The sequence below is a fragment of the Catenisphaera adipataccumulans genome (assembly GCF_014202755.1).
Taxonomy (GTDB): domain Bacteria; phylum Bacillota_I; class Bacilli_A; order Erysipelotrichales; family Erysipelotrichaceae; genus Catenisphaera; species Catenisphaera adipataccumulans.
In genome coordinates, this window is record NZ_JACHHK010000001.1 from 137,784 (window position 1) to 160,480 (window position 22,697).

29 protein-coding genes are annotated in these 22,697 nt (G+C 44.4%); 4 read left to right on the forward strand and 25 right to left on the reverse strand.

Going from position 1 to position 22,697, the window contains the following annotated elements:
• Positions 1-216 precede the first annotated feature (216 nt).
• The gene (locus tag HNQ47_RS00725; protein ID WP_183326581.1) at positions 217-627 is read right to left on the reverse strand and encodes a YkvA family protein; all 411 of its coding nucleotides are present in this window, start codon (positions 625-627) and stop codon (positions 217-219) included.
• A gap of 175 nt (positions 628-802) precedes the next feature.
• Between HNQ47_RS00725 and HNQ47_RS00730 the strand changes: the two genes are divergently transcribed.
• Positions 803-1,513 carry a cyclic nucleotide-binding domain-containing protein gene (locus tag HNQ47_RS00730; RefSeq protein WP_183326583.1) on the forward strand — a complete coding sequence of 237 codons (711 nt, stop codon included), beginning with the start codon at positions 803-805 and terminating at the stop codon, positions 1,511-1,513.
• A 13-nt stretch (positions 1,514-1,526) separates the two neighbouring features.
• Here HNQ47_RS00730 and HNQ47_RS00735 read toward each other — a convergent pair whose 3' ends face one another.
• From HNQ47_RS00735 to HNQ47_RS00750, 4 genes are all read right to left on the reverse strand, one after another.
• Positions 1,527-2,765, reverse strand: coding sequence for a DUF438 domain-containing protein (locus tag HNQ47_RS00735; protein WP_183326585.1), 1,239 nt, complete (start codon positions 2,763-2,765; stop codon positions 1,527-1,529).
• A 112-nt stretch (positions 2,766-2,877) separates the two neighbouring features.
• A complete protein-coding gene (locus HNQ47_RS00740) occupies positions 2,878-3,462 on the reverse strand; it encodes a sugar O-acetyltransferase (RefSeq protein ID WP_183326587.1) in 585 nt (194 codons plus the stop codon).
• Positions 3,463-3,539: 77 nt separating this feature from the next.
• Entirely contained in the window at positions 3,540-4,511 is a 972-nt protein-coding gene (locus HNQ47_RS00745; RefSeq protein WP_183326589.1) for an AEC family transporter, read from the reverse strand.
• Between the two features lie 17 nt (positions 4,512-4,528).
• Entirely contained in the window at positions 4,529-6,157 is a 1,629-nt protein-coding gene (locus tag HNQ47_RS00750; RefSeq protein WP_183326591.1) for a malolactic enzyme, read from the reverse strand.
• A 159-nt stretch (positions 6,158-6,316) separates the two neighbouring features.
• On the opposite strand from HNQ47_RS00750, the gene HNQ47_RS00755 reads away from it, so the two are divergent.
• On the forward strand, positions 6,317-7,219 hold the full coding sequence (locus HNQ47_RS00755) for a LysR family transcriptional regulator (protein ID WP_221247916.1): 903 nt from the start codon (positions 6,317-6,319) through the stop codon (positions 7,217-7,219).
• A 40-nt stretch (positions 7,220-7,259) separates the two neighbouring features.
• Here HNQ47_RS00755 and HNQ47_RS10115 read toward each other — a convergent pair whose 3' ends face one another.
• The 11 genes from HNQ47_RS10115 to HNQ47_RS00805 all read right to left on the reverse strand — a co-directional run bounded on the left by HNQ47_RS10115 (position 7,260) and on the right by HNQ47_RS00805 (position 15,135).
• Positions 7,260-7,394 (reverse strand): nitroreductase family protein, encoded by a 135-nt coding sequence (locus HNQ47_RS10115; protein ID WP_281378142.1) that lies wholly within the window; start codon positions 7,392-7,394, stop codon positions 7,260-7,262.
• Between the two features lie 3 nt (positions 7,395-7,397).
• Entirely contained in the window at positions 7,398-7,757 is a 360-nt protein-coding gene (locus HNQ47_RS00760; RefSeq protein WP_221247917.1) for a nitroreductase family protein, read from the reverse strand.
• Positions 7,758-7,830: 73 nt separating this feature from the next.
• The gene (locus HNQ47_RS00765) at positions 7,831-8,193 is read right to left on the reverse strand and encodes a winged helix-turn-helix transcriptional regulator (RefSeq protein ID WP_183326593.1); all 363 of its coding nucleotides are present in this window, start codon (positions 8,191-8,193) and stop codon (positions 7,831-7,833) included.
• Positions 8,190-8,708, reverse strand: a complete 519-nt coding sequence (locus tag HNQ47_RS00770) for a nitroreductase family protein (RefSeq protein ID WP_221247918.1) — start codon at positions 8,706-8,708, stop codon at positions 8,190-8,192. Before HNQ47_RS00770 ends, HNQ47_RS00765 begins: the two co-directional genes overlap by 4 nt.
• Positions 8,705-9,268 carry a flavin reductase family protein gene (locus tag HNQ47_RS00775; RefSeq protein WP_183326595.1) on the reverse strand — a complete coding sequence of 188 codons (564 nt, stop codon included), beginning with the start codon at positions 9,266-9,268 and terminating at the stop codon, positions 8,705-8,707. The genes HNQ47_RS00770 and HNQ47_RS00775 overlap by 4 nt, the downstream gene beginning before the upstream one ends.
• 15 nt (positions 9,269-9,283) lie before the next feature.
• The gene (locus HNQ47_RS00780; protein WP_183326597.1) at positions 9,284-9,958 is read right to left on the reverse strand and encodes a type 1 glutamine amidotransferase domain-containing protein; all 675 of its coding nucleotides are present in this window, start codon (positions 9,956-9,958) and stop codon (positions 9,284-9,286) included.
• Positions 9,959-10,454: 496 nt separating this feature from the next.
• Positions 10,455-11,270, reverse strand: a complete 816-nt coding sequence (locus tag HNQ47_RS00785; RefSeq protein ID WP_183326599.1) for a protein-ADP-ribose hydrolase — start codon at positions 11,268-11,270, stop codon at positions 10,455-10,457.
• Positions 11,267-12,088: an ABC transporter ATP-binding protein gene (locus tag HNQ47_RS00790; protein WP_221247919.1), complete on the reverse strand. Its 822-nt coding sequence runs from the start codon at positions 12,086-12,088 to the stop codon at positions 11,267-11,269. Before HNQ47_RS00790 ends, HNQ47_RS00785 begins: the two co-directional genes overlap by 4 nt.
• Before the next feature lie 15 nt (positions 12,089-12,103).
• Positions 12,104-13,642: an ABC transporter permease/substrate-binding protein gene (locus HNQ47_RS00795; RefSeq protein ID WP_183326603.1), complete on the reverse strand. Its 1,539-nt coding sequence runs from the start codon at positions 13,640-13,642 to the stop codon at positions 12,104-12,106.
• 23 nt (positions 13,643-13,665) lie between these two features.
• Positions 13,666-14,280, reverse strand: coding sequence for a 4Fe-4S binding protein (locus HNQ47_RS00800; protein ID WP_183326606.1), 615 nt, complete (start codon positions 14,278-14,280; stop codon positions 13,666-13,668).
• Positions 14,281-14,457: 177 nt separating this feature from the next.
• A complete protein-coding gene (locus HNQ47_RS00805; protein ID WP_183326608.1) occupies positions 14,458-15,135 on the reverse strand; it encodes an HXXEE domain-containing protein in 678 nt (225 codons plus the stop codon).
• A gap of 158 nt (positions 15,136-15,293) precedes the next feature.
• Here HNQ47_RS00805 and HNQ47_RS00810 point away from each other — a divergent pair, with 158 nt between their 5' ends.
• The gene (locus HNQ47_RS00810) at positions 15,294-15,749 is read left to right on the forward strand and encodes a TetR/AcrR family transcriptional regulator (protein ID WP_183326610.1); all 456 of its coding nucleotides are present in this window, start codon (positions 15,294-15,296) and stop codon (positions 15,747-15,749) included.
• Positions 15,750-15,998: 249 nt separating this feature from the next.
• On the opposite strand, the gene HNQ47_RS00815 is transcribed toward HNQ47_RS00810, so the two are convergent.
• The 5 genes from HNQ47_RS00815 to HNQ47_RS00835 form a co-directional block, all read right to left on the reverse strand.
• Positions 15,999-16,193 (reverse strand): helix-turn-helix domain-containing protein, encoded by a 195-nt coding sequence (locus HNQ47_RS00815; protein WP_183326612.1) that lies wholly within the window; start codon positions 16,191-16,193, stop codon positions 15,999-16,001.
• Between the two features lie 10 nt (positions 16,194-16,203).
• Complete coding sequence (locus HNQ47_RS00820) at positions 16,204-16,512, reverse strand: hypothetical protein (protein WP_183326614.1); 309 nt, start codon at positions 16,510-16,512, stop codon at positions 16,204-16,206.
• Between the two features lie 489 nt (positions 16,513-17,001).
• On the reverse strand, positions 17,002-17,439 hold the full coding sequence (locus HNQ47_RS00825; protein ID WP_183326616.1) for an Rrf2 family transcriptional regulator: 438 nt from the start codon (positions 17,437-17,439) through the stop codon (positions 17,002-17,004).
• A 33-nt stretch (positions 17,440-17,472) separates the two neighbouring features.
• Positions 17,473-18,399, reverse strand: a complete 927-nt coding sequence (locus tag HNQ47_RS00830; RefSeq protein ID WP_183326618.1) for an SIR2 family NAD-dependent protein deacylase — start codon at positions 18,397-18,399, stop codon at positions 17,473-17,475.
• Positions 18,400-18,487: 88 nt separating this feature from the next.
• On the reverse strand, positions 18,488-19,144 hold the full coding sequence (locus HNQ47_RS00835) for a pyridoxamine 5'-phosphate oxidase family protein (RefSeq protein WP_183326620.1): 657 nt from the start codon (positions 19,142-19,144) through the stop codon (positions 18,488-18,490).
• A gap of 296 nt (positions 19,145-19,440) precedes the next feature.
• Here HNQ47_RS00835 and HNQ47_RS00840 point away from each other — a divergent pair, with 296 nt between their 5' ends.
• A complete protein-coding gene (locus HNQ47_RS00840; protein ID WP_183326622.1) occupies positions 19,441-20,253 on the forward strand; it encodes an arginase family protein in 813 nt (270 codons plus the stop codon).
• A 403-nt stretch (positions 20,254-20,656) separates the two neighbouring features.
• Here HNQ47_RS00840 and HNQ47_RS00845 read toward each other — a convergent pair whose 3' ends face one another.
• From HNQ47_RS00845 to HNQ47_RS00860, 4 genes are all read right to left on the reverse strand, one after another.
• Positions 20,657-20,875 (reverse strand): hypothetical protein, encoded by a 219-nt coding sequence (locus HNQ47_RS00845; protein ID WP_183326624.1) that lies wholly within the window; start codon positions 20,873-20,875, stop codon positions 20,657-20,659.
• Positions 20,829-21,266: an alpha/beta fold hydrolase gene (locus tag HNQ47_RS00850; RefSeq protein ID WP_183326626.1), complete on the reverse strand. Its 438-nt coding sequence runs from the start codon at positions 21,264-21,266 to the stop codon at positions 20,829-20,831. The genes HNQ47_RS00845 and HNQ47_RS00850 overlap by 47 nt, the downstream gene beginning before the upstream one ends.
• Before the next feature lie 250 nt (positions 21,267-21,516).
• Positions 21,517-22,176, reverse strand: coding sequence for a nitroreductase family protein (locus HNQ47_RS00855; protein WP_183326628.1), 660 nt, complete (start codon positions 22,174-22,176; stop codon positions 21,517-21,519).
• Between the two features lie 14 nt (positions 22,177-22,190).
• Positions 22,191-22,697, reverse strand: a complete 507-nt coding sequence (locus HNQ47_RS00860; protein WP_183326629.1) for an MBL fold metallo-hydrolase — start codon at positions 22,695-22,697, stop codon at positions 22,191-22,193.

Sequence of the window (22,697 nt, forward strand, 5' to 3'; positions counted from 1 at the left end):
AAATCACTTAATAATTTGTTAATAATAAAGATCAATAAAAACCCATTCATCCAGATTGATGTTTTTATTACTTTCATAACTATTATTTTCAAATTATTGATAATTATTAAAAAGAATCGAAATAATCTTTTATATTATATATCAGTGAATTTTATCGTAATATAAAAAAACAGCACGAATGATCGCGCTGTTATTGTAAAAATAAATATCAAAACATTAAAACTGCATGAACTTCCGCCACTGTTTATAACGTTTCAAATCATCCGAAATGGACTTGAATACATAGGCAAAAGCTGCTGCATCATCCACAAAGCCTGCCGCCGGAATAAAGTCCGGGACCAAATCCAACGGGACCAACGCATAGATCAATACAGCCGTCAGTGCGACAATTGTTTCCTTCGGAATTTCACGATACGTACCGTCCGCATAGTCCTGCAGGCAATCAATGCCCAAAATGATCTGATCGGAAATCTTCCGCAAACCAGGTACATTGCCGACTTTATCCATCCAGTCTTTTATTTTCTCCAGAAAATTATTCAGTTTTCCTTCTTCGAGAATTTTCTCAGCCGCTGCCCGTTTTTCTGCTAACGATTCCTGCAGCTGTGTTTTGGAAAAAAATGTGTTCATACGAGGCATCCTTGTTTCCTCCCCGTTTCAATAAATCATTGATAAGCTGTTTTGTCAATAAAATCGTAAAAATCGGTGAATCTTTTTGATCAGCAGTACGATACACTATACAGTATTGATTGGTCGAAGGATTACTCTTTGCGATTTTACCTGTCATTCATGTTAATATAATGTTGTGAACACAACAAATATTCAAAATCATTGGTCCCCTGAAGAGCTGGCCGTCATGCAAAAATCAAAGCTATTTTCTAATATTTCTAAACCGGAACTGATCACTCTGCTGCCTTGCTTGAATGGTCAAAAAAAGACATATACCAAAGAGGAATATATTTATTGGGCCGGAGATACCATCACGAACGTCGGTCTGCTGCTCTCTGGCCGCGCACACATCGAACGATATGATTACTGGGGCAGCCGCCATATTGTTCATGCTTTGCAGCCTGGTGATTTATTTGGTGAAAGCTATGCCGCTTCTGCAGATTCAACGTTAAATGTCTGTGTACAGGCCGATGAGGATCTGACCGTATTGTTTCTGGAACTGCCGAAGATCCTGCATATGTGCCGCTCAGCCTGTCCGTTCCACGCCCGCTTGATCGATAATCTGGTCAGCTTGCTGGCAAACCGGAACGTGATGCTGAACGAGAAACTGACCTATATCACCCAGCACTCGCTGCAGGATAAGATCTTGGCTTATCTTTCCGCTGAATCGATCCGGCAGCACTCGGCGTATTTTGATATTCCATTTGACCGGCAGCAGCTGGCGGATTACTTAAATGCGGACCGCAGTGCATTATCCAGTGCATTGTCTAAATTAAAAGCCAAAGGGATCATCGACTTTCAGAAAAATCATTTTCACCTTTTGATCCCGGCACGCCGCGAAAGCTGATCGGTATTCCGCTTCACGCGATGTCCGTGATGTCTTCGACAACTTCCAGTACGCCAAGATATTCTTTTTGTTTCGATCGTACGGCCAGATAGCGCACCAGCGTTTTCCGGCCTTTTTTCGTGGTCACAAAAGAAATTGCATTTTCTTCGCCGGACTTTAGTTTTTGAATGACATTCTGGACGATCGGAATCACTTTCGGCGGGTGGCACTCATATACCTGGTGTCCCAAAGCCGACACCGCCCGCGGGAACAAGGAAGAGTCTTCTGAAAAATAACGGTTGGTATCGTTGGCATCGATAAAAGTCAGTTCAACAGGCAGCGTACGCAAAATGCCTTCCAGTTCTGCCAGAGAAAGCGTTCCGCCGGGAAGTTGGATCTCTGCCTGTTCGACAGAACCGTCCGCTCCTTCGATCGAGATCTGTTTCTTTTCTGGCTTTGCATCCTGCCACTGCGGGATTTCTTTGATCCACGCATAGCCAAAGCGCGGCAGATCTTGATCAATCATCTGCCATTCTTCTTCGGTAAAATATTTTTCCGCCAATGGATACAGGATCTTCTCCTCTTTGAAGATCATTTCCTGCATACGTGCACAAAGTCTGCGGATATCATCTTTTACATTCTGCGGCAGCTCCGGCTCGTCTGTTTGTTTTAACTGACGAATCAACGCATTCACAGACTGGCGCAGTTCCCCGTCTACATTCCACATCACATCAGCCGGTCCGGCAACGCCATGACGTTTCAGCGGCGGCAGGATCAATTCATCCTTCTTATCATAATGGACCGCCGCCGCTTTTAGATCGTTAAGAGAATTCAGGATTTGTTTGGTTTCCGCATTTTGTGTAAGCAGCTTCCGCATTTGATTCAAACGTTTTGTGAATTCTTCGTTTTCCATAGTCAAGATCTGCAGCGGATGGCCTTGGATTTCTGCGCTTTTGGCCGACGGCATGTCCTGCATTTTGCGTTTTGTTTTTATCGAGGCGGCGACAGATGCCTCTGCCTGCGCAATACACTCCTGCCGTGTGTTTCCATGGAAAAGAGCAGAATGCAGATCGCATAATTTCTGCACTTGCGATAAAGGCACACCGTTCTGCATCATTGTTTTTTCCGCATCCACAATTTCTTTTGCGTCAACGGATCCAAATGTTTCCCGAAAATCATTTTGAACACTTTCCCATGCTTCGCCGTTGTTCAGTCGTTCGATATAATTCATGAGCATTTCTGTTCGGTTGATTTCATTTTGATTTGTCTGCATCATATCCCTGCTTTCTATTTACAGAGATACTATAAAAGCGATTCGTTGTTTTGTATGTTGTGCAGACAACAAAAAAGCATCGAAATCAAAGATTCAATGCTTTTTATTCCGATCAGATCGGATATTTATTTTTATCAGCCGGCGTGATCGGCCGGATCACCCGGCACGGATCGCCTGCCGCTATCACATCTGCCGGAATGTCCTTTGTCACGACACTGCCGGCACCGATGATGGAATTATTTCCAATGGTGACGCCTGGTAAAACCGAAACATTGGTTCGGATCCATACATTGTCACCGATCTGGATCGGCTGTGATATTTCCAAACCATCGGCTCGCTGCTGTGCATCGATCGCATGTCCGGTCGTCGAAAAGACGCAATTCGGTGCGATACAGACATTATCGCCGAACGTAACTTTTGCGCCGTCTAAAATATTAACATTGTGATTGGCAAAAAAGTTCTGCCCGACCGAGATATTGCTGCCGTAGTCCGCATAAAATGGTGCAACCACTGTGATGGTCCCTTTGATTTCACCAAATATTTGATGCAGCAGTTCGTTTTGTTTATCCGTATCGGAAGGCCGGCAATGATTAAAATCGTAGCATAGGTCCTTGCACCGCATCCGGCGCCGTAATATTTCTTCATCGTTGTTGGCATTATATAAATAGCCTGCCTGAGCTTTTTCCCACTCTGTCATGTTATACACTTCCCTTTTCTCAATCTAACGGAAGGTACATAAGATGTCAATAGACCGATGTGCATAGATTAAGCCTGTCAAAGAGCTTGGATCACCATCATGATGATCGGCGCAACGACCGCAAATAAGATCGTACTCAGCGCTACAATACTTGTCGCGTAGTGAACGTCTCCCTTTCCTTCATTCGCCAGCACCGGCAGAACGGTCAGGGCCGGAACGGCCGACTGCATGATCAATGTGCTCTGCTCAGCAGACGGCATGTTATATCCTGTATGAATCACAATTTGGATCACCAGGATCATTGCCGCCGGTGCAATGACAAATTTTCCGATCAACGCAACAACTGTATCTTTATCAAACCGCAAGGATTTCAAGCCCGCATTGCATAACACAATGCCGATATAGATCAAAGCCAGCGGCGTGACCAAATTGCCGAGGTACTGCGTTGTGGTCGTGATCGGAGCCGGCACTTGTACGTTCAGGAGCACCAGAATGATCGCCAGCAGAAAGGCAATCAAAGGCGGTGACAGAATTTGTTTCCAAGCCCCTTTTCGGCTGCTCTTTTTCGTTGTTCTGTTTTCCTCGAGCGGATCGCCGGTAATCAGAAATGAGCCAAACGCCCACGTAGAAACCGTATTGATCACGTAATAAATCAGGAAATAGGTTTCGGCGGCCGCACCGAACAACGCAAGATTCAGCGGCATACCGATAAAAATCGTATTGGCGTTCGCGAACGTATTGATAAACGTTCCCCTTCTGCCGCGCTTGACTTTTATGATCTTCGCCAGAACGAATGCAGCCAGATAACTAATTAACACAGCCGTCCCGCCGATCAGCAGACCGTCGGCAAAAGAAGCCAGACGAGAAGCCGTCAAATGACTGATCACAGAAGTAAAAACGGAAGCCGGCAAAGCGATCTTCATGATCAATTTTGAAATATTTCCTGCAAAACTGTCATCAAACCAATGGCTGTTCTGAAGCAGGTAGCCAATCAATATGATCGCAAAGATCGGAAAAATGCTTTTGAGAACCTCAAGTAATATGTTCATTTTCTATGCTCCATTTCTTACTTATATTTTGGTTCCCATTTATATTTCTTCACACATTCATCCGGATCCGATACGTCATTTCGATTCAGTCCCTCTTTCTTTGCTTCTGCCGCAACAGCAGAGGCTACGGTTTCCGAGAAACGATCCAGCTGCGTGACTGGCGGAAGCACGGCTGCCCCTGGCTGTGCCGGATCCACGATGCCGCCGATCGAATGTGCCGCAACAGAAATCATACGATCCGTCAGCAGTTTGGCCCCGGAAGCTATGACACCCAACCCAAGTCCTGGATAAATCAAAGCATTATTTGCCTGACCGATTTCATAGGTCACGCCCTTATAAGTTACAGGCTGTGACGGAATACCGGTTGCCACCAATGCCCGGCCGTCGGTCCAGTGAATCAGATCTTCTGCTTTGGCCTCAGCTAACTCGGTCGGATTGCTGAGCGGGAAAATAATCGGGCGCTTGGTAAAGGAAGCCATTTCTTTCACGATTTCTTCCGTAAACGCACCGGATTGAGTCGAAGTGCCGACCAAAATCGTCGGATGAATCGCTTTCACTGCAGCGGCAAGCGTCGTAAGCTCGTCTGCATTATCAAATTCAGACCTTTTTCGGACAAACGGTTTCTGCTCCGGCGTAAGATCGGTCATGTCGTCAAATAACAAGCCTTGTCGATCCACCAAATAGAATTTCTTTTTTGCCTCCGCTTCGGAGAGTCCTTGATCCAACATTTCTTGATAAATGCGCTTGGCAATGCCGCATCCAGCTGTTCCGGCTCCGAAACACATATATGTTTGATCGGACAATTTTTCGCCGGAAATATTCAAACCGCCAAGAATACCGGCTAGTGAAATAATACCCGTTCCTTCAATATCATCATTAAAGACTGGATAGGTATCCACATACTTATTCAGAATATTGGCCGCATGTTCCCTGCCAAAATCTTCAAAGTGAAGATAGAGATGCGGAAACATGTTTTCAACCAGTTTTACGAACTGATCAACAAAATTATAATAGCGGTCATCGATAATTCGTTTTTGATGGAGCCCTAAATACAGCGGATCATTCAGAAGACTTTCCCGGTTGGTGCCGGCATCCAATACGACAGGCAGCACTCGTGCCGGATCCAGACCAGCTGCTGCAGTATAAACCATCAATTTGCCGACTGAGATGCTCACGCCATTTGTTCCCCAGTCACCAATACCGAGGATCGCTTCCGCATCCGTCACAACGATCAAATCAATATCGCGTCCTTCTGCCGCATTCCGGATCGATTGTTCCATTTGTTCCGGATGGTCAATGGAAAGATAAGCTGCATTTTGTGGTGTGATAAAAAACTCACTATATTCGCGGATGCTTTCTGCAATGCCTGGATCATAAACGATCGGCATAAATTCCGCAATGTGCTGCTTAAAGACATGAAAAAACAACGTTCGATTGCGGCTGAAAATATTCATCAAATAATGGCGCTTTTCCGTCACGTTGGGTTTGTTTTCGACATTTTTATACACTTGTTCCGCCTGCGTATCCAGAGACTGGACTGTCGGCGGCAGAATACCGACCAGACCATATTTTTCTCTTTCCTGCATCGTAAAAGCTGTCCCTTTATTTAAGAACGGATCATTTAATAAGTCATAACCTTTTTTCATACTGTACCTCCTTCAGTGAAAGCGCATCCAACATCCTGTTTTTTTTATTTTATGTAAAATAAAAATACTTTAGAAGTATCAAAATGACATATCAACCATGTTAAATCGACATATTACACAGCGAAATAAGGTATGCTATGATGAAATTAGAAATGTTGAATGAAAGGTATTTATATGATTACGTACGATTACTATCGAGTTTTCTATTATGCTGCGCTTTTCAAAAGCTTTTCCAAAGCTGCCGAAGTGCTCTACAGCAATCAGCCAAATGTTGCCCGGATCATCAAGCGGTTGGAAAGCGAATTGGGATGTCAATTGTTTATCCGTTCGAACCGCGGTGTCACTTTGACCCCGGAAGCCGAAGTGTTGTATAAACATGTCGCTGTTGCCTGTGAACAGCTGGCAGCCGGTGAAGAAGAAGTGTACGAAATGCAGGGACTGAAAACGGGTTTTGTCGCGATCGGGGCAAGTGAAACAGCGCTGCGATTATTCTTGCTTGAACGCATCGAAAAATTTCACGAACAATACCCTGGTGTGCATCTCAAGATCCGCAACAGTCAGACACCGGATACCATTCAGGCGCTAAAAAATGGTCAGGTCGAATGTGCCGTCATCACCGCCCCATTTAAGATCAGCAATGAATTCCATTCCGAACCAGTTTATCAGTTCCGTGAAATTTTGATTGCCGGCGCCAAACAGAAAGAGGCAGTGAAAAATATCAAAACACTGGAAGATCTTGCCGGGCTTTCTTTGATCTCACTGCCGAAAAACAGCAGCAGTTATGAATTTTATGTCCACTATTTCATGAAGCATGACGTAAAATATCATCCGGACATCGAGACGGAAACAGCTGATCAGGTCCTTTCCCTGGTTGAACGAAATTTCGGCCTAGGCTTCTTTCCGGCTGAAGCTGCCAAAGAATATATCGATGCTGGCAAAATCGTTGAAGTTCCGCTGGAAGTGCCGCCGATCATACGTGAGACCCGATTGGTCTACCATCCCGACCGTGTAAAAGGCCCCGCTGTGAAAAAAGCCATGGATTTCATCAGAAATCGAGCTTGATCATCCACTAAAAAGCCGAAGACTTTTCGTAGTCTTCGGCTTATTCTATGAAATGTACCCGATCTTCATCATAACGATCTTCCTGTGTTCTTCCTTCTGCCGGGTATCCAACCGGGAACAAAGAAAATGGCTCGACGGTTTCTGGAAGATCCAGTACCTTCCGAACATGATCCATACGCTATTTGATCGGTGCAATTCCAAGCCAAACGCCTCCAAGGCCTAGTTCATCCGTTTGCAGCCACATATTCTCCTGAGCAATCGACAGATCGATCTGCGCAAATTCCGGAAAACGCAGTCCCTGTTTCCGGTAAACCGGAACAATGACCGCTGGAGCACCAACGGCACAGCCGGCATAAGGGCTTGCCGCAGATAAAGCCTTGATTGTATCTTGATTGGTGACGACATAGAATTCCCAAGGCTGCTGATCGCCGGCACTTGGCGCCTGCATACCTGCCCGAAGGATTTCTAGAATTTTATCCTTCTCCACCGGACGGTCTTCATATTTTCGAATACTGACACGATGATAAATACTGCTCATAAAATCCCTGCCTTTCTCACATGAATACAATGGATCTTTTCAGCCGTGCAGGCAACAGAGTTTTTATAATGTATTAATCCATTTTGCCGCTTTGGTTGATGGCTTGATCTGCCGGCAGAATGTATTCAGAAAGATGTTCATTGCCCCAGTCACACATGATCTGCAGAACGGGTTCAAGTGTTCTGCCATATTCTGTTAAAGAATATTCGGTCTTTGGAGGAACCACTGGATAGACTTCTCGATGAATCAGTCCATCCTTTTCTAATTCTCTTAACTGCTGAGTCAGCATCTTCTGTGTGGCCTGCGGCATGATCCGCTGCAGTTCCGAGAAGCGCAGTGTCTGTCCGATCAAATGGTACAGGATGATCGGTTTATATTTCCCGCCGATCAAACTGAGCGTTGCTTCTACCGGACAGTGAAACTTCGTCTGTTTCATCGTTCTTTCACCACCTCATCCATCGCTCGATACTGGGTATGCTTCGGTGTCGGCACAGCCTGCGGATCTGCGTATCCCATCGGCATCAGCAGGACAACTTTTTCATTCTTCGGAATATCAAAAGCTTCGGCAGCTACATGGTTCGGGAATGCGTTGACCCAGCAGGAGGCGATGCCTAGGTCCCATGCCTCCAGCATCATATGTGCTGCCACGATACTGACATCTTCCTGGCCTGAAGCAATACCTGGTTCCAGTCTATTTTTCCACTGTTCATCTTCATTATATGTCATCAGAAGGACCACAGGTGCATTAAATGCACAAGGAGTGATCCGGCGGATGGTCTTGAGCGCTTCTTCGCTTTTCAAGATATAGATGCGGAATGGCTGACAATTCGCAGCTGTTGGTGCAACTTTGGCTGCCTGCAGAATTTTTTCCATCTTTTCGGGTTCGATGGCCTTATTCTGATATTTCCGGACCGAATATCTAGCTTCTGCCAAGGATAAAAAGCTTTTCACTTTTTATAGTCCTTTCCATAACTCCAACACTTCGCGATGACTTTTCCAGTTGATAAATATTGTGCACTCTGAAATTCAAATAAGACTGGACGGACTTTTTCATAATCGACCTTACCGCGTTCATTTAAATTTTCTTCCTGCACATACGTATGAACTGGTTTTAATATAAAATTGTGGAAAGCGCCCACCGTAACCATCTTTACAACTTGGCAAGTCATACAGACCGGTGCATTTTCGACCACCGGCGCTTTTTCCAGATCATCAAAGTGCCATGGAAATACATCGGATTTATCTGTATTTTCGGCTTTTACAATGCCGCACCAGTCAACGGCTTTCATCATCTCCGGATTGGTCAGACTGACAGAGACGACCCCGTTTTTTATGATAGCTGCATCATCTAGTTTATGGCTTTGATCCACACTGATAAGAAAATGGCCATGCTCCACGACACCAACATGGGCGATCGGCAGAAAATTGACTCTTCCATCTTCCAGCACGGTACCGACAAGTGTTGTCGGCATGGGATAGAGTCCCATGACCGAACCAATATCTTTCTGCATATTTTGTCTCTCCTCTTACTTCAGCGCGGCAGAAAGCATTTCTGCCACCTTATGAACCGACATCGGATTTTGTCCGGTGATCAAGCGTTGATCTTCGACCGCAAATTCTGTATACGGATCACCTTTGACGAAATCTGCGCCATCTTTGATCAATTCATTTTCCGGCGAAAGCGGCACCATTTGATCCGTTCCGTTCAGCTTTTCTTCCTCATTGGTAAAGCCGTTGACTTTCTTGCCTTGTACCAACGGTTTGCCGTCGGCATCTTTTAGATTGACCAGTCCGGCTTCACCATGGCAAACACTGGCAATATAGCCGCCGTTTGAATAAATCGTTTCTGCCAGATCGATCAGCTTTTCATTTTTAGGGAAATCCCACATCGCGCCATGACCGCCGCAGAAATAGATTGCCGCATATTCCTTCGGATCGATCTTTTCAAAAGGGATGGATCCTTTCATACCTTGAGAGAATTTTTCAGAGTCCACGATTTTTTGTATATTTTCACTGACATCCGCACTGGCTGGATCGATAGGGATCGGGCCGCCGTTCGTGCTCGCGAACACGACCTCAAAGCCGTTTTTGGTCAGAACATCATAAAAGGAAGCTGCTTCTTCGAGCCAGACACCTGTTTTTCTTTCTGGATGCTCCAAATAATGATCAACGTTCGTCAATGCCATTAATACTTTTTTCATGTAAAATACCTCACTTTCATTTCACGATCACAGGGGAATCTTCCTGTTGACACTTACAATTTACATAGTTCTGATTCAAAATGTAAGTACGCACTTATATGTGCCATAGTTCCCAAAAAGTAAGTATAAGGGTGAATTCATGGATCATTTTGTTCATCGATCATGTCCGATCATAATAAAAACAAGCAGGCGGATGCAATATCTGACTGCTTGTTTTTTTATGATGATTGATTTTCCGGATTCGATCAACTCTGCTTCTTCGAATCTGCATCGTATCATCCTCCCTTAAATGGACTCAACCGACCATCAGTTGAGTTCGGTCGACCAATAGTTTACTTGAAGTAGAGTCCTGCAAAACCCACTTTTCCGCTTCATTTCCATTCTAAGATTCATGGATCTCTCTAAATTCTCAAGCGACGACAGCCCAGCCTTCTTCAAAATGAAAAAAGACGTCGACCGGCCGATCAGCGTCTTTTCCTGTATTGATTTGATTTGCTTAGGCAGCCTGTGATTCCAGCAGCCGCTGATAGATTTTCAAATCACTGTCCTTGAACACATTGAAGATCACATTTTTCATACAGCTATCCGGATGGGTATCTAACCATTTCTTAACAGCAGCAATTGCTATTTCCGCCGCTTTATCCTGCGGAAACATAAATACACCGGTAGAGATGCAGCAGAAGGCAATATTCTTACAGCCGTTCTCGGCGGCAAGATCCAGACTTGCCCGATAACATTCTGCCAGCTGATCTTTATGTTCCTGTTTCAAAGATGAAGAAACAATCGGACCTACGACATGTACAATGTACTTGGACGGCAGATCATAGGCAGAAGAAATCATCGGTACGGCCGTCGGCTGTTCATAATCTTGTCCATACTGTTTCCGGCATTCCTTCATTTTCTGGTCCATCTCGTATCGAAGCTGACAGCCGGCATATGTTCCGACGATATTGTCCTCACAATTGTGAAGCGGCCGATAGCACCCGGTCATCTGGCTGTTGGCGGCATTGACGATCGCATCACACCTTAAGGTCGTAATATCGCCCTGCCAGAGATACAGCCTGGAATCGCTTTTCACTGGCTGCAGATCTTGAAGATCGGTGATGCCTTTTTCTTTCGTCCGACAGATAAGATATTCATCCTGAACCTGCAGAAACTCTTTCGAAGCCGGTGCCGGCATGCGCACGTTGAACAAGGCCCGCAGCAAGTCTTGTTGTCCTTGTTCATCCTCCGGGATGTGGATCTTTCCATATTCCGGCATTTCTTTTTGAAGTTCACGGATCAAGTATTTTCTTCTTTCTTCCTGGGTCATCGAATGCCTCCTTGAGTTTTGATGCCGGCAGCAGCCCCGCTGTATTCACACTGTTCGATGCGGTCCTCACTGAGCAGGCAGGTATGCCGCTGGCGGCGGACCAGTTTTTCGACAAATGAATTGGCTGGGTGCTGAAGAATTTGATTGGGTGTATCGTACTGTTGGATCTCGCCATGATCCATGATCAAAACTTTGGTCGCTAACTTCAGTGCTTCTTGAATGTCATGCGTCACAAAGAGAATTGTGATATGGGTTTCTTGATGAATGCGCAGGATCTCATCCTGCAAAGTTGACCGCGTGATTTCATCCACCGCACCGAACGGTTCATCCATCAGCAGGATTTCCGGTGATGCGGCCAGTGCTCTGGCGATGCCGACCCGCTGCTGCTGTCCGCCGGAAAGTTCACTTGGATAACGTTCTTTCATGGACGGATCCAGTCCCACGATCTTCATCCATTTATCCACTGCTTGTTCTGTCCGCTTTTTATCTTTTTTATTCAGTAAATTCGGTACATAAGCAATATTTTGCTCAACCGTCATATGCGGGAACAATACACTGCCTTGGATCGCATAACCGATGGAACGGCGCAGCTGGACCGGATCACAGTTTTTTATGTTGGTTCCTTCCACAAAAATATCACCGGCTGTTGGTTCAATCAAAGCGTTGATCATTTTCAGCGTGGTTGTTTTTCCGCAGCCGGAAGAACCGATGATGGTGATAAAATCTCCTTGATCAACAGAAAAGCTCAGATCTTCAATCACGGTATTATCCGCATATGCTTTTGTCACATGCTTAAATTCAATGATTTCTTGGTTCATCTTCATCCCTGCTTTCTATTCGATCAAGCCTTTTGTCTGCAGAAATTTTCTTGCGATATCCCGCGGTTCTTTTTCTTTGACTTCCACTTCGTAATTCATTTTGACCATATCCTCATTTTTAATTTTACCAGTCAATTTTTTGAACTCTGCTTTCAGTTCCGGATGTTTTTCCAACACCTCGGATCGGATCACATTGCCGCAAAGATAGGAAGGAAAGAAATCCTTGTCATCGCGCAGGACAACCGCATCCGCATCAGCCAGCTGGCCGTCCGTGGTGAAAACCACCATCACATCGATTTGTTTTTCAGCCAAAGCTTGATATTTCAGTCCGATATCCAGATCCATCGTCTTTCCGAACGTCATTCCATAGGTATCGCATAAAGCATCATAGCCATCTTCGCGTTCATAGAAATCGTACTCAGCGCCGAACGTCAGATCGGACGCATATTGTTTCAGGTCAGAATAGGTCTTGATCCCATATTGATCAGCTATCTCTTTCCGGACAACAAGACCGTAGGTATTCTCAAATCCATACATGCCGATCCACTGCATGCCTTTTTTCTTGTATGCCGCCTGCAGTTGGTCAAACTGTTTTTCGGTATATATATCAGTTTTTTTCAGCACCATGTTCCATGCCGTGCCGGTATATTCCGGGTATAGATCAAATTCGTCTTTTTCCATGGCTGGTTCTATATTGGATGTGCCGCCGCCGACACCTTGCGTCAATTTGACGTCCAGATCGGTATCCTGCTCGATCAGGATCTCCAGCATTTCACCAAGAATATATTGTTCCGTCATAGGCTTGGTCGCAATTTTGATGGTTTTATCGGCCGGATCGGGCATGAAAATCAATCCAACGATCAAGCTGACAATGACAAGAAGAATGGTGATGCCGGCAATCTTATTTTGACGTTTCGCTTTCTTGGAATGTTTCTGCATCCGCTTTTCAACGATCCCAAGAAGAAAATCTGCAAGCAATGCCAATGCCGCAGTCAATAAACTGCCAGCCAAGGTCATGGCGGAATTATTGGTAGTAATGCCGCGGTAGATCGCAACGCCCATGCCGCCGGCACCGATGAACGATGCAATTCCGGTCAGCGCAATCGTCATGGTCACCATGTTGCGGATACCGGACATGATCACCGGCATCGCTAATGGCAGCTTGATCTTCAGCAGGATCTGTTTTCGTGTGCTGCCCATTCCTTTTGCTGCCTCAATAATGGCAGGATCCACATTGGTCAGTCCCGTATGGACGGACCGTACCATCGGCAGCAGCGCATAAATTGTCAGTGCGATCACCGCTGTCGCATTGCCGACTCCTGAAAACGGGATCAGAAACCCCAACATGGAAATAGAAGGAATCGTATAAATGAAATTGATCACGCCCAATGTCCACTTGGCCGATTTCTGGTATTCACTGATCAATATGCCGACCAGATCGCCGAAGATAATGGCAATGCCGATCGCTAAAAACGAGATTTCCAGATGTTCGATCAAGAGATCCAGAAAGAAATCCCATTTCGTGATCAACAGATCAAAAACTGCATCTATCATAACTATGCTCCTATCCGGCAATCTTATTCTTCATTTCGGTTTATGATTGCCTGTACCGGGCAGTTCTCATAGCACAGACCGCAGTGCAGACAGCTGTCCTGCCGGATCACATACGGCATGCCGGCATCAATGGCTTGCTGAGGGCAATTCCGCTGGCATGTCCCGCATCCAATGCAGGCATCCGTGATTCGAAATCCCTTGGCTTGAACTTTACTTTCGCCGAAGCTGAAACTTTCCCGATGGATCGGACTCGTGCCTAAATCAAAGAATTCGACGGCACCGGATTCAATCGCAAATGGATCGAGAATATAGCGCGATTCGCCTGGATAAACGTCGTTCATCGAAGGATTCTCTTCAAAGATCCGATCGATCCATTTTTTCTGATCATCCAATTTTCTGACAGCTCCGGTCAGACGGATCATCTGCCAGTTCTTATTCAAGGCACTAATAGCCACATGAGGATTGCCGATCAACTGATGATAAAAATCCTTGCCTCGGCCGGTGCAGAACACCAGCCGGTCTTCTTCCACGATCATGACATCGATGATTCGGTTATGCGGCATTCCTTTTTCGTCCACGGTGGCAAACGAAACATCTTTGATTTCTCTGAGCATCTGTAAACAATCCTGAGCGTTCATGTATATTTCCTCCCTGTTGATTTGTATTTTATATTTGTAATATATTTTATTACATCTAATTTGTCAAGCTCTTATCAAACAAATTTACACAATAAAAAATGAGGATACCTTTCAGTATCCTCAAGTTTAAACAAGTAAACGACTCTGACTTTTATTAAACGCATTCCGCTCATCTGCTTATTCTTCGATGATCTTTCCATTTGGATCCGTATATTGCTCATACCATCCCGCATTATCAAAGACGTATGGGTTGTCTTTACTCTTCAAAAGTTTCTCCGGCATCTGTACAAATATCACGGTAAATGCGGCTAGAATGATCAGCCCTCCTACGGCATCTTTCCAGTGGAGCCCATTCTTTACAAACCATACGGTACCGGCAATGCCCAGCGGCAGCCAGCAGCACAATGCGGTCACAAGTCCCGGTGCATAGAAACCGGTATAGATTCCTTCCGCATACAGCGCGGTCATCGACTGGTATGCCAGCAGGAAATGAACTATAACTTCAAAATAGCTGAAAAGCGTGACCGCAAAGTGCATTTTTCTGCCATATTTATTTGTTTCTGTCAGAACAAACCAGACAACTGCTCCGCCGAAGTTGGTGATCATATCCGTTAACTCGCTCATTGGATATCGATCTCTTAGCATCGGGCTCGAACGAATATTGTAAATATAGTGGAATCCACCGGGGATCACCCACTCCTCCCATACATGGAAAGTCAGTACGATCACCACGAATGCCCCGAACTTGCGGATGCTGTCCCAATCCTTCCAGTGCACGATCAATTGTACGGTCAGCACAATGCTCATGATGATCATGAGATAGAGCCATCCCCATTCAACAAACCATAACCACATAGTCAACCTCCTGTTTTCTGCTGATCCATCTCTATTTCTTTGCAGAACAAATCCTAACACGATTATTTTTGTGCTACAATAGTTTCGAAAAAAGTGCTACATTGTCACCCAACCTTGTAGCGGAACCAGAGGGAAATCAACGGAAGAAGAGGTATTCTATGTACCATATTTCAAAAGATAAACGCGCAAAAAAATCAGCAGAACTTGTCTATCAAGGACTGCTGACTTGTCTGAAGCATAAAAATTTTGATCAGATCACAGTGACTGATCTTCAAAAGGCATCCAGTGTCGCACGCACGACGTTCTATCGAGCTTTTGATAATATATCCGATATTCTGTACTGGAAATGTGACCTCTGTTTTCAGGAAGTGCTTGGAAGCTTTAAAGAAGAACAGTTTGCCAATGAAATGGAATTGGTCCGCCAGTATTTTTCCTATTGGATGGGACACAAAGATATTCTGGAATTGTTGATGAAGATCAACCGCTACGACATGATTTATTCCTGCCACATGAATGCGGCGTTGACTGTGCAAAAAAAAATTCGGATCCCGCCCGGATATGCAAGGAATACACAGCAACTATTTTCTGGCCATCCGGACCGGATTTACAATTAGTATTCTGACTGCCTGGCTGCAGGGCGGCGAAAAAGAATCAATCGATGAAATCATTGAAATCGTAAACGAACAATTAGCACTTATGCCTTACGGAAAAACACATTCGTGATTCGATTTTTCGGCTGATCTTCATCCATTTGATTTGAATGATTTCTTTGGACACATGATTCCATTGAGCGTAAGGATAGGATCACTGACCAGTTGCTCGCATTGAAGATATTCTGACATCGTTGTTCCTTTTGATATCTTTTACTTCGATAAAAAGAATATCTCTTCCACATGTTTATGGAACAATCGTGCGATCTTCATCGCAAGTTCAAGGGTGGGATTGTATTTATCATTCTCAATAGCAACAATGGTCTGTCTGCTGACACCAACGGCATCGGCAAGATCTTCCTGCCGCATCCCCTGTTTCTTTCGCAGTTCCTTAATATTATTCTTCACAATTCTGCCTTCATCGATTAAAAAGGATACCTACCAATACAAGAACGATAGCGGCAGCCAGACTGAATACGATCAGAATGATCTCATTCGGTTCGCTCCCATAGTATTCATCATCACCGGATATCATCCTTCTTTTGATGTGGCGCTTTATCAATTCCGGAATAAAGACCGCTGCTGCCGTCAGAAAAACCGGCACCATGTCAAGCTTTGTTTCACCAGTGATCGCATGCCAGCAGCTGTAGAGGATCCAGACATCCAGTATTACAAGTATGATCCTGTATCCATAGGAGGCTGCTTTTAATTGAATATATTCATCCATTTTTTCATAAATTCTCCTTTCATAATGTCAAGTTCTCTTTACATTTTCGACATAATGGATGAAGAGAAAAATGTCAAGATATTTTTACATTTATGACGGCAATTCTTTAGAAGAATAAGAAATTTGTATACGAGAAATCATTTTATATAAGTTCAACACAGCATTGAGCGCATCAACAGAGCGTTTTTTGAACATCGTATACTTTTGATATCATAAAAACAGGAAGCTTAATTGCTGCTCGAAAATAGGGCTGATAACGAATGTGAAAGTCTGTCAGCAAATGCTGTGAATATATCAGCGAATGAAATACAAAAAATAGCGAATTGGGTAATTGCTATTACTGTTGCTGTTCTTTATTTGATGATTTCTGTAATAACACAAAAGCGGGTGATAACTTGAGTCGCGTGGCTGCATATTGTTTTCCCCGGATTTTACGGAATTTTTATAAAAACCATTACCACCGCATCTGCTTTCCCTTTTACTGCGGCATCATGCCGCTGTCTGTGCTGCCTCAATTTTATCATAGACTTCCTGCACGTTATGAGAAGCCAGTTCTATCTCAAACTCCTTCTGGATTTCAGCAAGTGACTGATCCAGCGCTTTATGGATATTCTTTCCTACCGGACACTGCGGATTCGGATTCTCATGGAACCGGAACAAATCTTCTTTGCTGTTTGTTTCGACCGCTTTATAGATATCAAAATAGGTAATCTTTGACAAAGGACGGTTGATCGTAATGCCGCCTGGTCCCCGTTTTACATCGATGATTCCTGCTTCCTGCAGCTGCAGCATGATATTCCGGACAATAACAGGATTGCTGCCAATACTTTCCGCAAGAAACGGACTTGTTATTTTCTGATCTTGTCCAAAAAACTTTGTCGCTGCAAGGATATGCACAGCAATCGTGAACTTCGTCGAAATCTGCATATTCTCACCTCTTCTCCTACGACTTAAAAAATTTCAATCAATCCATTCTTTTAGTTTCTTCAGAGTCGCACCGATATCATCATCAATACAAATCGATTTCTTCTCTATTTCTTTTGGAGCAAATGCTTCTCCAAGATTTAGACATGCATACGTAGCATGTGGCCATTCATATGTTCTTTTCCAGAAATTAAATTTTATGATGCCAGGCGTGTTTCCTCCCACGCCTATTTCAAGAAATACTGTTTTCATTCCTTGATGACTTTTTAGAAAGTCATGGTATCTGTTCTGGGCCTCATACCATCCGTCATCCTGTACAAACGTATCATCGCTGCGTAAATTCGTTGTCATCAGTTTTCCATCATCTGGACATACAGGAACAAGTGCGGAAGGCACTGTCATCTTGATCTTCGTATTCTGCGGCACAATTAATTCCCCATTATCCGCAATCTGAAAACCTTCTGAAAGAACCATTTTGCGAATCGTTTCGTAGTTATCATAGGTCTTTTTCTTTGACACACCGCTTGGAGAACTACTCTGAAATAAGCCATAATCCCCCTGCGTGTAGAAAAGACGTTTCTTATCGAACCCACTCTTTTGGAAACAATGATCTACATTCGTGGTTAAAACAAAATAATCTTTGTTTTTTACAAGATCCAGTAAATTTTGATAAACATCAGATGGAATTAGCGTATAACGATTGATCCAGATGTACCGGCACCAAAAGCCCCAGAACTCTTCCATAGAATTATAGGGATAGAAGCCCAAAGAATACATGTCGTGAAAACCATACTTTTCTTCGAAATCTTGGAAATACTTTTCAAAACGTTTTCCCGTATAAGTAAATCCTGCTGACGTTGATAATCCAGCACCAGCACCGATGATGACGGAATCAGCTTCTTGCAGAGCTTGATGTAATTTCCGAATCTCTTTCTCTTTATCGACTTTTTTCTTCAAAATCATACGGTACGCTCCTTTCCTGAATGAATTTTTTGATTTGGATCCTGAATCGGGCTGCCCAAAATAAGTGAATGAAACAAATTGAACATCTTTACCGCCTGATCACGGCCCCTGCCGGACAGTCTGTAAAACAATTGCCGCAGTGCAGGCAATGCGCTTGATCAATTTTGAATGGAACACTCTCATGCCGGATGCAGTTTTGAGGACACACTGTCAGACATTTCCCGCATCCAGTACAAGCCAATGAAATCAAATAAGGTACATGACTTTCTTCTTCTGTTTTTTCAAAGGCACCGACTGAAAATGATTCTCTTGTGATAGGTTTTGTTGAAAGATCAAAGAACTCACCGGTTCCGGCGGTCATCTTAAAAACCACCAATGCTTCCCGGGATTTTTCTGTTGGATATATCTCGGCCATATACGGATTCTTCTCAAAAATTTCTTTCAGCTTTCTTGTACCGATGCATTCAACCGAGCCGCGGATTGAAATGGATTTCTTCTGCATCGTCGCATGCATACGATCCATCCCCTCTCCGCCGGACATTCCCGTCAGCGCGATGAATGGATGAGTGATCAGCTGTTTATAAAAATCTTTTCCTTTCGCGGTAAGAAAGTACAATGTATGACCGTCTGTAAGCATGATATCAATGACTCGGGTTGCCGGACGATTCTGATCATCAAGCGTCGCACAGACCACGGAATGCATTTCATTCACCAAAATAGAAAGATATTGCTTCGTTTTATCCATTTTCTCACCTGACCTTTCAGAATCTAAGCATCTTTTCTAGGTGTAATATACAATATTACATTTTAGATGTCAACTAATTAATTACATCAATATTGATCAGATCGTTCCTGTTCCAAGCTGTATGCTCTTCTGGTCATTTCTAATCATTGTTTTCCGATTTCATCGTGATTTCTTTATTGACAACTCGATTCATTTTTGTAAATTAGTATTTGAATTATTCATCAAATTGTATCAATTCGGCAGTCAGAAAAATAGAAAACCACACTTTTTCTCTGCCGGCGGAAAGGAGCCTATATATGATTTTGATCAACGGTCAATGGCAAGGCGGCGGAAACAAAGATACCTTTCAAGCCGCACAAATCCTTAAAGATCATCTTTCTAGATCCAATCCAGTCGTCACAGCACCTGTCTGTACCAACGAAGATCTGATTGAAAAAGAACGGATCATTGGTCTGGATGAACTCACCCAACAAATCCAGGCTGCTTTGCAGATCCTGCAAAAAGAAAAACCGACGCATCTGATGACGGTCGGCGGCGGCTGTGATGCCGATACGGCATCTCTTGCTTATATGAATGCACTTTATCAAGGAGATCTGACCGTAATTTGGATGGATGCCCACGGGGATATCAACTCACCCAATGAATCAGACAGTCATCTCTATTACGGCATGCCGATCCGGGCTTTGTTGGGCGAATGTCCGCCGATCTCGGATCTGCTTCCTCTTCCGCTGCAGCCGGAACAATTGATCCTGTTCGGATGCAGAGATTTGGATCAAACAGAAAAAAATTATATTTCTGAAAATCAAATCACATTGATTCCGGTCTTAGAGGATCCCGGAGAATTGGAAAAACAGCTGACCGATCTTATTCAAACAAAAAAGAACCGGCACCTTTATATTCATCTGGATCTGGATGTCCTTGATCCGCATGAATTTCCACATACACCGCTGCCGGCGCCAGGGACCGGATTCTCAGCCGAAGCCATCCTTTCTGCTCTGCACAGTTTGAAACAACATAATGATCTTGTCGGAACCGGAGTTTTTGAATTCAAATACACCGGGAGCATTCCTGCCTTTCTGAAAAATGCGTTGGACATTTTGTGTGTATAATATCAGTTGTGAGATCCTCCAACATATTTCGCAGCGTTTTACAGAAAATATCCGTGTCTTCATACTGCGGGTAGTGACCGCATCCGTCGATGAATTTTATCTGTTTTGCCGGTGCGGCAATGGAATCGTAATACGACTGTGTGCATTCTGCAGGTGTTGTCCAATCCTGTGAGCCAGAAATAAATCCGACCGGAACTTGATACTTCATTCCGTATTTCCGCACATCAATATTCATCGCATGATCCAATAATTTCTGGTTCAAGGCGATGAATGATTTTGTATCCTTTGCGGCCATGAACATCCAGCGTAAATCATCCACACCAAACCAAGGAGATCGGATCGTCAGCCAAGATGAATGATTCCCTTCTTTTTCTGATTGATGATAAGGATTTGTTTGATTTCTTCATTCTAATAAAGACGTAGTTGTTCGATCACGAAGATATTTCTTGTAGGCACGCTGCATCGCAGATGGATCATCCCCGGCAGCTTCTGCCTTTTGAAGCGCATCTTGATAGCTGCAAGTCTCGCCTTCTTCCGCCGAGACCACCTGCCCGACACCGATATAAGCCAATACTTTATCCGGGTGCTTCAGCATGTAGCAGCTGGCCGATATCTGTTCCATACGAATGGCCTAAGATGATAACTTTTTTCTTGTTAAAACGTCTGCACAGATAATCGACCAGTTCATCCAGATCTTTTTGTGTCTGTTTAAATGAAACTGTCTCGTTATGCGGATCCTGATCCTTGTTTTTGAAATAGGTACGGCCGCAGCCGCGCTGTTCCCAGTTGACAAATGTGTAAGAATCTGTCAGCTGTTGTTCGAAGACATAGGTCGTGTAGGCATCCGGTCCTGCCGGCCCGCCATGGAGCCAAATGATGATCGGATTGTTCTTATCCTGACCGCGAATTAAAAGATATTGTCTCTGTCCCCCTAATTTCACATACGTTCCTTCATCAATCCCGCCGGCAGCCGTGATATGATCCGTGCGGTAGGTACGGCCGCGCCGAAACAACGATCAAACTAGAAACAATCAAAAAGCACGCAAAGCATTGAATGATCCGTTTCAAGATTTTCCGGATCGAAATTTTAATGTTTGTGTTTTCTTTCAAGATGGATCCTCCGATGGTCAACAGTACATCCTAAAACATCCGCTTATTTCATACAAGGTATTCAGTGAAACTATTTCAGAATACATTTTTATTATATTTTATGATATTGAAACAAATCAATACAAAGCCTCGGACTTCTCCGAGGCTTGTATGTTATGCCCAAATGTTTTGATCTTTTCCAGAGCCCAACTCAAAATGGTATTTTACGATACCCAGATCTGTTTTCGTATAGAAACCCAGTCCGGCTTTGACGCTGACTTTTTCCCCATTTCTTTTGAACGTAAATTTCTGCTGGTTGATGGCCGTCGGTGCCAGTAAAGCAGCTTCCAAACCGTTCTTATACCACTCTGGATCGCCGGATTGGTAGTCACTGACCTGGGACAGTGTCTTCACTTTATGCGCCGTTCCCTGCGTCTGGCCATACCCCAGCGCAATGACCATATACCGTTTTTCGCCCGGAGCGATCGTGCCGTGTGATTTACCTTTCTTATACGTCATTGCCACCCAGCAAGAATTCATGCCCAGCGTCTGTGCCAGCAGCACCAGATGTTCGCCGTAATAGCCGATTGCTTCTTCTTTTCCTTTGGGACCGATCAGCGCAAAATAGTTGCGGCAGCCTTGAAAATCTCCATAGGAAGGCTTGCCGGCTTCAAATGCATCCGGTTCATTGGTGATCAGCTGAATATGCAGACTGCTTTCCTCGTTGACTCGATCAGTCTCTTTCTGCAGCACTGAGACAGCGTCTGCAGCCAATGGTTGATTCGTAAATTTTCTGACAGAATGTCTTTGTTTCATTGCTTCTATGAAATCCATTGTGATGTCCTCCTTTAGAATTCAAATGTCGGTTTGGTATTTTCTGGATCATGGGTCATCAAAATAGCCTCACAATGCGGATCCAGCGCAAGAGCACGCAATTTTTTTAGTGACTGTTTGGTTTCTTTCCGATTCCATTCTACACCTGGCAGAACTTGTCTCTGCCATGAAGGTCTGCCGTACCCGGCATCCCCAGCAATGATCAGATAACGATCCTTTGAACCGACCCGGATCGCTGTCATGCCGGCAGAGTGCCCGTGCATCGGAAATGCGATGATCGTGCCGTCTTGAAACAGATCAAACGGTTCATCGGCAAAGGTCTCGATGTTCACATCGCGCCACAGCCTTCGAAGATATCGGGGATTGTGTTTATTTGCGGCTTGCCATTCGGCAGCGCTGCATAGAATATGTCCGGCCTCTTTGACTTCACCGATCCCGCCGGCATGATCGATGTCCATGTGTGTCAGCAGACAATAATCCAAATCGGCAGTCTTGTATCCGTGGGCGGCCAGCTGATCCAC